The 7,187-nt window shown below is 41.4% G+C and carries 9 protein-coding genes; 7 read left to right on the forward strand and 2 right to left on the reverse strand.

What is annotated here, in order from left to right; translation table 11 throughout:
* Positions 1-94: 94 nt before the first annotated feature.
* The 6 genes from QL229_RS16475 to QL229_RS16500 all read left to right on the forward strand — a co-directional run bounded on the left by QL229_RS16475 (position 95) and on the right by QL229_RS16500 (position 4,427).
* Positions 95-580 carry a GNAT family N-acetyltransferase gene (locus tag QL229_RS16475; RefSeq protein WP_054552102.1) on the forward strand — a complete coding sequence of 162 codons (486 nt, stop codon included), beginning with the start codon at positions 95-97 and terminating at the stop codon, positions 578-580.
* 122 nt (positions 581-702) lie between these two features.
* Complete coding sequence (locus tag QL229_RS16480; protein ID WP_138558916.1) at positions 703-1,209, forward strand: hypothetical protein; 507 nt, start codon at positions 703-705, stop codon at positions 1,207-1,209.
* Between the two features lie 15 nt (positions 1,210-1,224).
* Entirely contained in the window at positions 1,225-1,839 is a 615-nt protein-coding gene (locus QL229_RS16485; RefSeq protein WP_138558915.1) for a superoxide dismutase, read from the forward strand.
* Positions 1,840-1,914: 75 nt separating this feature from the next.
* Positions 1,915-3,264: an AlkA N-terminal domain-containing protein gene (locus QL229_RS16490; RefSeq protein ID WP_138558914.1), complete on the forward strand. Its 1,350-nt coding sequence runs from the start codon at positions 1,915-1,917 to the stop codon at positions 3,262-3,264.
* 2 nt (positions 3,265-3,266) lie between these two features.
* On the forward strand, positions 3,267-3,734 hold the full coding sequence (locus QL229_RS16495; RefSeq protein ID WP_138558917.1) for a methylated-DNA--[protein]-cysteine S-methyltransferase: 468 nt from the start codon (positions 3,267-3,269) through the stop codon (positions 3,732-3,734).
* 108 nt (positions 3,735-3,842) lie between these two features.
* On the forward strand, positions 3,843-4,427 hold the full coding sequence (locus tag QL229_RS16500; protein ID WP_135926501.1) for a thymidine kinase: 585 nt from the start codon (positions 3,843-3,845) through the stop codon (positions 4,425-4,427).
* Here the strand turns inward: QL229_RS16500 and ltaE are convergent.
* Positions 4,410-5,417 carry a low-specificity L-threonine aldolase gene (ltaE, locus tag QL229_RS16505; RefSeq protein WP_138558913.1) on the reverse strand — a complete coding sequence of 336 codons (1,008 nt, stop codon included), beginning with the start codon at positions 5,415-5,417 and terminating at the stop codon, positions 4,410-4,412. The two genes, QL229_RS16500 and ltaE, sit on opposite strands and share 18 nt — an antisense overlap.
* A gap of 10 nt (positions 5,418-5,427) precedes the next feature.
* Complete coding sequence (rlmF, locus tag QL229_RS16510; RefSeq protein WP_138558912.1) at positions 5,428-6,333, reverse strand: 23S rRNA (adenine(1618)-N(6))-methyltransferase RlmF; 906 nt, start codon at positions 6,331-6,333, stop codon at positions 5,428-5,430.
* Between the two features lie 385 nt (positions 6,334-6,718).
* Between rlmF and QL229_RS16515 the strand changes: the two genes are divergently transcribed.
* Entirely contained in the window at positions 6,719-6,886 is a 168-nt protein-coding gene (locus tag QL229_RS16515; protein ID WP_171040480.1) for a hypothetical protein, read from the forward strand.
* The last annotated feature ends 301 nt before the right edge of the window (positions 6,887-7,187 follow it).

The raw sequence follows: 7,187 nt of genomic DNA on the forward strand, positions 1-7,187 counted from the left end.
TTTAATGCCGTGTATTTCTGTAAAGGGCGTTTACACCATACTAAAGCCCTTATAAACTGGGCGTTACAATAATGATGTAAAAAAGGAATACAGAGTGAGTAACGCAATTACAATTCGTCCGGCAGTCGCGAGTGATGCTGCAACAATCCTACATTTTATTACCGAACTTGCTATTTACGAAAAAGAACCCGACGCAGTTAAAACAGACGAGCAAGCTATTTTAAAAACATTATTCAGTGAAGGTGCTACGGCTCATAGTGTTATTTGTTTAGAGGGCGACACGCCAATTGGTTTTGCAGTGTATTTTTATAATTACTCTACATGGCTTGGCAAAAATGGTTTGTATTTAGAAGATCTTTACGTCAGTGCTGATAGCCGTGGTAAAGGTGCTGGTAAGCAAATTATGCAATATCTAGCTAAGCAAGCACTTGAGAAAGACTGCGGTCGTTTTGAGTGGGTGGTACTTGATTGGAATAAACCTGCCATTGATTTTTACGACAGCATTGGTGCTAAACCACAAAACGAATGGATTATTTACCGCCTGACAGGCCAAGAGCTTATCGACTTTGCGCATCAATAAGTAATGTTGCTATAGCTTAAAACTAACAAATAACAATATAAATAAAAATCATTTGCATTTAAACTTTTCTGTGTGTAGTTTAAATACACATACAAAGATTGGTACAAGTGCAGGTGATTTTTATGACTCAAACAACACGCCACACACCTTTAACTGCAAACGCCATTGATGATGCGCTTGCCCCTTGGCAAAGTGCAATTTATCAAGGCAACTTAGCATTTGAAACTGGCGAGCTTATTACTGCACGTGATCATTACACGGTTGCAAGCAGCTGCGCCGAAACACTTCTTGCACAATTTTCTAATATCCCAATCAACCAGTCGGTAACACGCTCGCTAGAACATTGTATTGCAGCATTTGTTGTTGCTACTTTGAATCTAGCTGACACTTATAAAGTAATGCAAAAAACCGATAAAGCTTGCACCTGGCTTTGCCATGCTCATCAACGATTAAGCGTGCTTTTGAATCACCCAGAGCAACATGTTCGCACCTTGGTGCTGCACCATCATCATAAAACCTATTATGAACTGGTTAAGTTTGCCAGCATGGCATCGGCATTTCCGGCACTTATTAACCGAATCAATCAGCTATTAGCTGACCATCCCCACAAAACGCAGTTATTACATTAACGATAAGGAATCAGTATGCCTTTTACATTACCCGATTTAGCGTATGATTATGATGCACTCGAGCCGCACATTGATGCGAAAACCATGGAAATACATCACACCTTGCATCATCAAACCTATATTAATAAAGCGAATGCTGCACTAGAGGGCAGCCATTATTCAGAGCAAGATGCTGAAACATTACTCCGCACTATTTCATCAATGCCTGAGTCTTTACAAAAAGCAGTACAAGAGCATGTGGGTGGTCATCATAATCACTCATTATTTTGGCAAGTTATGTCTCCTAATGGAGGTGGTACGCCAAGTGCAGAGTTAAACACTGCAATAGTTGATACATTTCGTAGCTTTGACGCATTTAAAGAGCAATTTACTAATGCCGCGGTAAGCCGCTTTGGCAGTGGCTGGGCTTGGTTATGTGTTGATGAAAATAACCAGTTGGTCGTTGAAAGTAGCCTTAATCAAGATAGCCCATTAATGCATAATCATACGCCTATTTTAGGGCTTGATGTGTGGGAGCATGCGTATTACTTGAAGTATCAAAATCGTCGCCCTGAATATATTGCAGCATTTTACGAAGTGATCAATTGGCCGGAAGTTGAACGCCGATATTTAGCAGCAATTAAAAAATAGTTAAGGTCCGAAACTGGCTAGTCAAAAAATAATATTCAGTTAAGCTAACGGTATTAGCATGTAACGAGAATAATTATGACTAGCCAACAATGGCAAACTGCAAGGCAAAGCCGCGACCCACGCTTTGATGGGGTGTTCTTTGTAGCTGTAAAAAGCACTGGCATTTATTGCAGACCAATTTGCCCTGCACCAACGGCACAAGAAAAGAACGTTGAGTATTATCAATATGCGCACTTGGCTGCGCAAGATGGTTTTCGACCCTGCATTCGCTGTCGCCCAGACAGTGCTCCGAATAGCCCAGCTTGGTTAGGTACTAAAACCACCGCATTACGTGCAAAACAACTAATTGATAAAGGAGAGGCCTACGATTGCGAGGTTTTAGCAGATAGGCTAGGGGTGTCGAGCCGCTATTTACGCCGTTTGTTTAACCAACATTTTGGACTGTCGATCACCCAATATCGATTATTTAACCAATGCAATTTTGCCAAGCAGCTATTACAACAAACTGATTTGTCGGTAGCTGATATCGCATTTGCGGCAGGCTTTAATAGTATTCGTCGTTTTAATGATGCTTTTTTAAAGCAGTTAAATATCGCCCCGTCAAAGTTACGCAAGTCAGATAAAAAACCAGCATCAACATTAACTCTAACACTGGCATTTAGGCCGCCTTATAACTGGCAAGCACTCCATGACTTTTTACAGCGCCGCTTAATTAGTGGTCTAGAATGGCTAAGCGCAACGAGCTATGGTCGCACTTTTAAAGATAAATATTGCCAAGGGCAATTCACAGCGCATTTTGTTGAGCATAAAAATCATTTTAAAGTGGTTATTGATATCGATAACACCCGCTATTTACAGCAAGTGATCCATAACATTCGTCGTGTGCTTGATTTAGACGCCGACACGCACACTATTGAACAGCATTTAGATGCAGAGCTTAAAGGCGCAATGCCACTTTGTGTTGGGTTGCGTTTACCGGGAATTTGGTCAGACTATGAAGCGGGCATACGAGCTGTTCTTGGCCAGCAAGTGAGTGTTACAGCAGCTCATAACCTAGTAACACAGCTTGTAAATGAGTTTAATCAGCAAAGTAATAACCACTATTTTCCAAGCCCTGAATGGGTTGCCAATTCTGAACTCGACTTTTTTAAAATGCCACAATCACGCAAAGATGCGCTACGGCGTTTAAGTGCTTATTGTCAGCAAAACCCAGATAATCAAGAGCTTGATAATTGGTTAGAGCTCAAAGGCATTGGCCCATGGACAGTTAATTACGCCAAACTACGCGGTCAAAGCCACCCCGATATTCTATTGGCGGGCGACTTAGGGGTTAAAAAAGCCCTCGCCGGAATAAGCGAATTTAATAGCGAGCACTGTGCGCCATTTCGCTCTTATTTAACTTTTCAACTATGGCAACAATTATGAGTATGCAACAAGTTATTATGCCAAGCCCGATTGGCGATATTACCATTCAAAGTACGTCAAAAGGCGTCAGTTACGTTGGCTTTTACCCGGTGGTTGCAATGCAAACTGAGGCTGTTGATGAGCACACCCTTACACCCATTTTAATATGTATAAGTGAGCTTAATGAATACTTTAACGGCGAGCGTACGCGTTTTACTGTTCCGCTAGATACCCAAGGTACCCACTTTCAAAGGCAAGTATGGCGTGCGCTGATGGATGTTGAGTTTGGTCAAAGCAAAAGCTACCAAGATATTGCACTTGCCATTAATAACCCAAAAGCGGTGCGTGCAGTGGGCGCTGCAAATGGTAAAAACCCGATTAGCATTATTGTACCGTGCCATCGGATTATTGGCGCAAACGGTAAACTCACAGGCTATGCGGGTGGCCTTGAAAGAAAAGAGTGGTTACTGAAGCACGAAGGCTTGTTATAAAACAGCAATTTTACTGGGACAAGGTTTCAAGTAATAAGAGTAAGGTAATAGATGATGTTGTCGCGCGATTAAGGTAGCATATTGCGACTTTAAAATTTGGGCAACATCATGGCACAGCTGTACTTTTATTATTCTGCAATGAATGCAGGCAAATCCACCACACTTTTACAATCTGCATTTAACTACCGCGAGCGTGGTATGGAACCAGTTATTTTAACTGCGGCTATTGATGATAGAGCAGGTGTTGGCAAGGTGTCTTCACGAATTGGTTTACAAGCTGATGCCCATATTTTTGATGCTGATATCGATGTATTTGAATTGATCAAATCATTAAATGCAGAGCAAAAGCGCCATTGTATTTTAGTTGATGAGTGCCAGTTCTTATCAAAAGAGCAAGTAATGCAATTAACAGATGTGGTTGATGAGCTTGGTATTCCGGTGCTGTGTTATGGCTTACGTAACGACTTTAGAGGTGAGTTATTTAGTGGCTCACAATATCTACTTGCCTGGGCTGACAAACTTATTGAGTTAAAGACGGTGTGTCATTGCGGGCGTAAAGCTAATCATGTATTGCGTACTGATGAGCATGGCAAAGCGATTGCAGACGGTAATCAGGTAGAAATTGGCGGCAACGACCGATATGTATCGGTGTGCCGCAAACATTATAAAGAAGCGTTAAATCTTGGCCGCTAATGCCGAGATAAAGCTATCAATATCTTGCTTAGTGACGCCTAAATGGGTCACTAGGCGCAGTGGTTTACCCGGTGAAAACAGCATGTTTTGCTCTTTTAACGCATGTGCCACTGCTTTTAAATCGATATGTTCGGCAACATTTGCGTAAACAATGTTGGTATCGATTTGAAAAGGCGATGTATCAAAACCAGTTAACGTGTTTAGCTGCTCTGCCAAATACGCTGCGTTATCGTGATCCTCAGCAAGCCTTGCTACGTGATGCTCAAGTGCATACTGGCCTGCAGCTGCAAGCATACCCGCTTGGCGCATACCACCGCCAAGTACTTTTCGCCAGCGGCGCGCTTTATCTATCAATGCTTTGCTACCTAATAATAGTGAGCCAACCGGCGCACCGAGTCCTTTTGATAAGCAAATAGATACAGAATCAAAATACTGGGTGATTTCAGTAATATCAACACCTAACTTAACCGCAGCGTTATACACGCGGGCACCGTCTAAGTGCAGAGCAAGGTTATGTTTATCAACACACTCTCTAGCTTGTTTAAGATAACTAAGCGGGAGAACTTTGCCGCCAATGGTGTTTTCTAAGCTAAGTAGTTTGGTTTTAGCAAAGTGAAAATCATCAGCTTTAATCGCAGCCACAACTTTGTTTAAATCTATGCTGCCATCACTATTATTTTCAATTGGTTGCGGTTGAATAGACCCCAATACAGCGGCACCGCCACCCTCAAACTTGTAGTTATGCGCCTGTTGACCACAAATGTATTCGTCGCCACGCTCACAATGTGCCATTAATGCCAGTAAGTTTGCTTGCGTACCAGAGCTGCAATAAAGGGCGCTTTCGAAGCCATGGCGCTCAACAGCAAATTGTTCAAGCTGATTAACGCTTGGGTCGTCGCCATAAACGTCGTCGCCTACTGGGGCGTCATTCATGACCGCGCGCATAGCTGCTGTTGGTTTTGTAACTGTGTCTGAACGAAAGTCGATCATCTTATTATCCTTATACTAGTTCGTTAAGAATGGCTTCGCGGTCAGCTTGGTCAAAATAGCTCCAAGCAATAAAGCGACTCATTTTTTGGCCTTGTGCCATTTTTATAACTCTTAGGTCTTTCACATCAAGTGTGTTAAGTAACTTTTTTATATGCGGCAAAGTGTCAGACTTTGAAACAAGCGATGTAAACCAAATACATTGCTCTGCAAACTCTTGGCTCTCAATACACATTTTACTGATAAATTCGCGCTCACCGCCCTCACACCAAAGCTCGTTTTGGCGGCCACCAAAATTAAGTGCTTTTTGTGGCGCTTTGTTAAGGTTTTTCCATTTACGCTCAGTACCTGCTTTGGCCTGTTGCTCACTGGCATGAAATGGTGGATTGCATAAAGTTAGGTGAAAAACATCTTTATTCGATATCACGCCCGTAAACATTTTATCGGCGTTGTTTTGCTGCTTAACATTAATTTTCAGGCGGTTAAATTGCACAATTTGTTTAGCAATTTTAACAGACAAGGCATCAATATCGGAGCCTGTGAAGTGCCAGCCATATTCGTGATTACCAGTAAGCGGGTAAATCACATTTGCACCCGTGCCTACATCAAGCACTTTTACTTGTTTACCCGTCGGAATATGACCTTGGTTATCGCTTGCTAATAAATCGGCCAAGTGATGAATGTAATCCACTCTGCCAGGAACCGGTGGGCAAAGGTAGTTGTCGGGCAAATCCCAAAAATCGATTTTATAATGGCTTTTTAATAACGCTTGGTTGAGGGTTTTAACCGCTAATGCATTGGTGAAATCAATGGTATCAGTGCCCGCTGGCGTTTGCGTTATATAAGGTGTTAGGGCAGGAGTATCTTTGCATAGCAAAGTAAAGTCGTAGCCATTTAAGTGGCGATTTCGCGGATGCATTAAGGAAAACCTATCTGTTAGCCATATCAAAGGCTGATTGTACCAAATAAATCTTTGCTCTGAGTTAGTTTGCGGTGGATATTTTTGCTTAGCCTCATTAAAAGCATGATATGCAAAAATCATTTTTAACTTGAAATACTTAGAAAAAATAATTAAAAATGCAGATGAAGCACTTTATCTTGTAAAAGACAATCGAAGGAATCGAGCTTCTGTGTATTTTAATTGAATATTAAAAACAACAAGGAAGCTTATAAAAAATGACTAATAGTATCTTTCTTTGTCCTTTTACCTTTACGTCTCAAGCAACTGGTAATGTGAGCCTCTATGCTCCATCAAAAGAGCAAAATCGTTGTGTTTTAAGTAGTCTGTTTACAAAGGAATGTTTATGTCTAAATTTAAAAAAATAGTGATAGCTGTTGTTATTTTGCTAAGCCTTGGCGCAATTGCTAAACAATACAATGAGCGCAATCACACTGAAATGGCAATTAAAGCGTGTGGCAATAAAGACAACGTCGCCAAAGTTGACTCTAAAGGTTTTGAGTGTAAAGACTAATTGAGGTAAGTGACAGCTGATTAATGTTATAAATACGAAACAGCAGCCGCTGCGTTAAATAATGCTTTTTGAGTAAGACGTTAGTTTAAACTATGAAGGAAGCAGAAAAGAAAATAGTACAAGTAATTGAGCAATAAGGGTGTTATGTAACATAAAGTTTAGATCGCGCGGTACTATTTTGTCTGATTTTAAAAAGCGGACAGATGAAAAAGCTAACTTGTTTCTGTCGGATAGACGACACCTGTTACCAAGTGTCGCCCTCCTAAGAACCGTACGTGCAACTTTCACTGCATACGGCTCA

It is taken from the genome of Pseudoalteromonas sp. PAR1 (assembly GCF_947311895.1).
GTDB classification, from domain to species: Bacteria; Pseudomonadota; Gammaproteobacteria; order Enterobacterales; family Alteromonadaceae; genus Pseudoalteromonas; species Pseudoalteromonas lipolytica_C.

What these genes read in the sequence shown, in the direction of transcription:
- QL229_RS16480 (WP_138558916.1), top strand. Translation starts at nt 703, where the DNA reads ATGACTCAAACAACACGCCACACACCTTTAACTGCAAACGCCATTGAT.
- QL229_RS16485 (WP_138558915.1), top strand. Translation starts at nt 1,225, where the DNA reads ATGCCTTTTACATTACCCGATTTAGCGTATGATTATGATGCACTCGAG.
- QL229_RS16490 (WP_138558914.1), top strand. Translation starts at nt 1,915, where the DNA reads ATGACTAGCCAACAATGGCAAACTGCAAGGCAAAGCCGCGACCCACGC.
- QL229_RS16495 (WP_138558917.1), top strand. Translation starts at nt 3,267, where the DNA reads ATGCAACAAGTTATTATGCCAAGCCCGATTGGCGATATTACCATTCAA.
- QL229_RS16500 (WP_135926501.1), top strand. Translation starts at nt 3,843, where the DNA reads ATGGCACAGCTGTACTTTTATTATTCTGCAATGAATGCAGGCAAATCC.
- ltaE (WP_138558913.1), bottom strand. Translation starts at nt 5,417, where the DNA reads ATGATCGACTTTCGTTCAGACACAGTTACAAAACCAACAGCAGCTATG.
- rlmF (WP_138558912.1), bottom strand. Translation starts at nt 6,333, where the DNA reads ATGCATCCGCGAAATCGCCACTTAAATGGCTACGACTTTACTTTGCTA.
- QL229_RS16515 (WP_171040480.1), top strand. Translation starts at nt 6,719, where the DNA reads ATGTCTAAATTTAAAAAAATAGTGATAGCTGTTGTTATTTTGCTAAGC.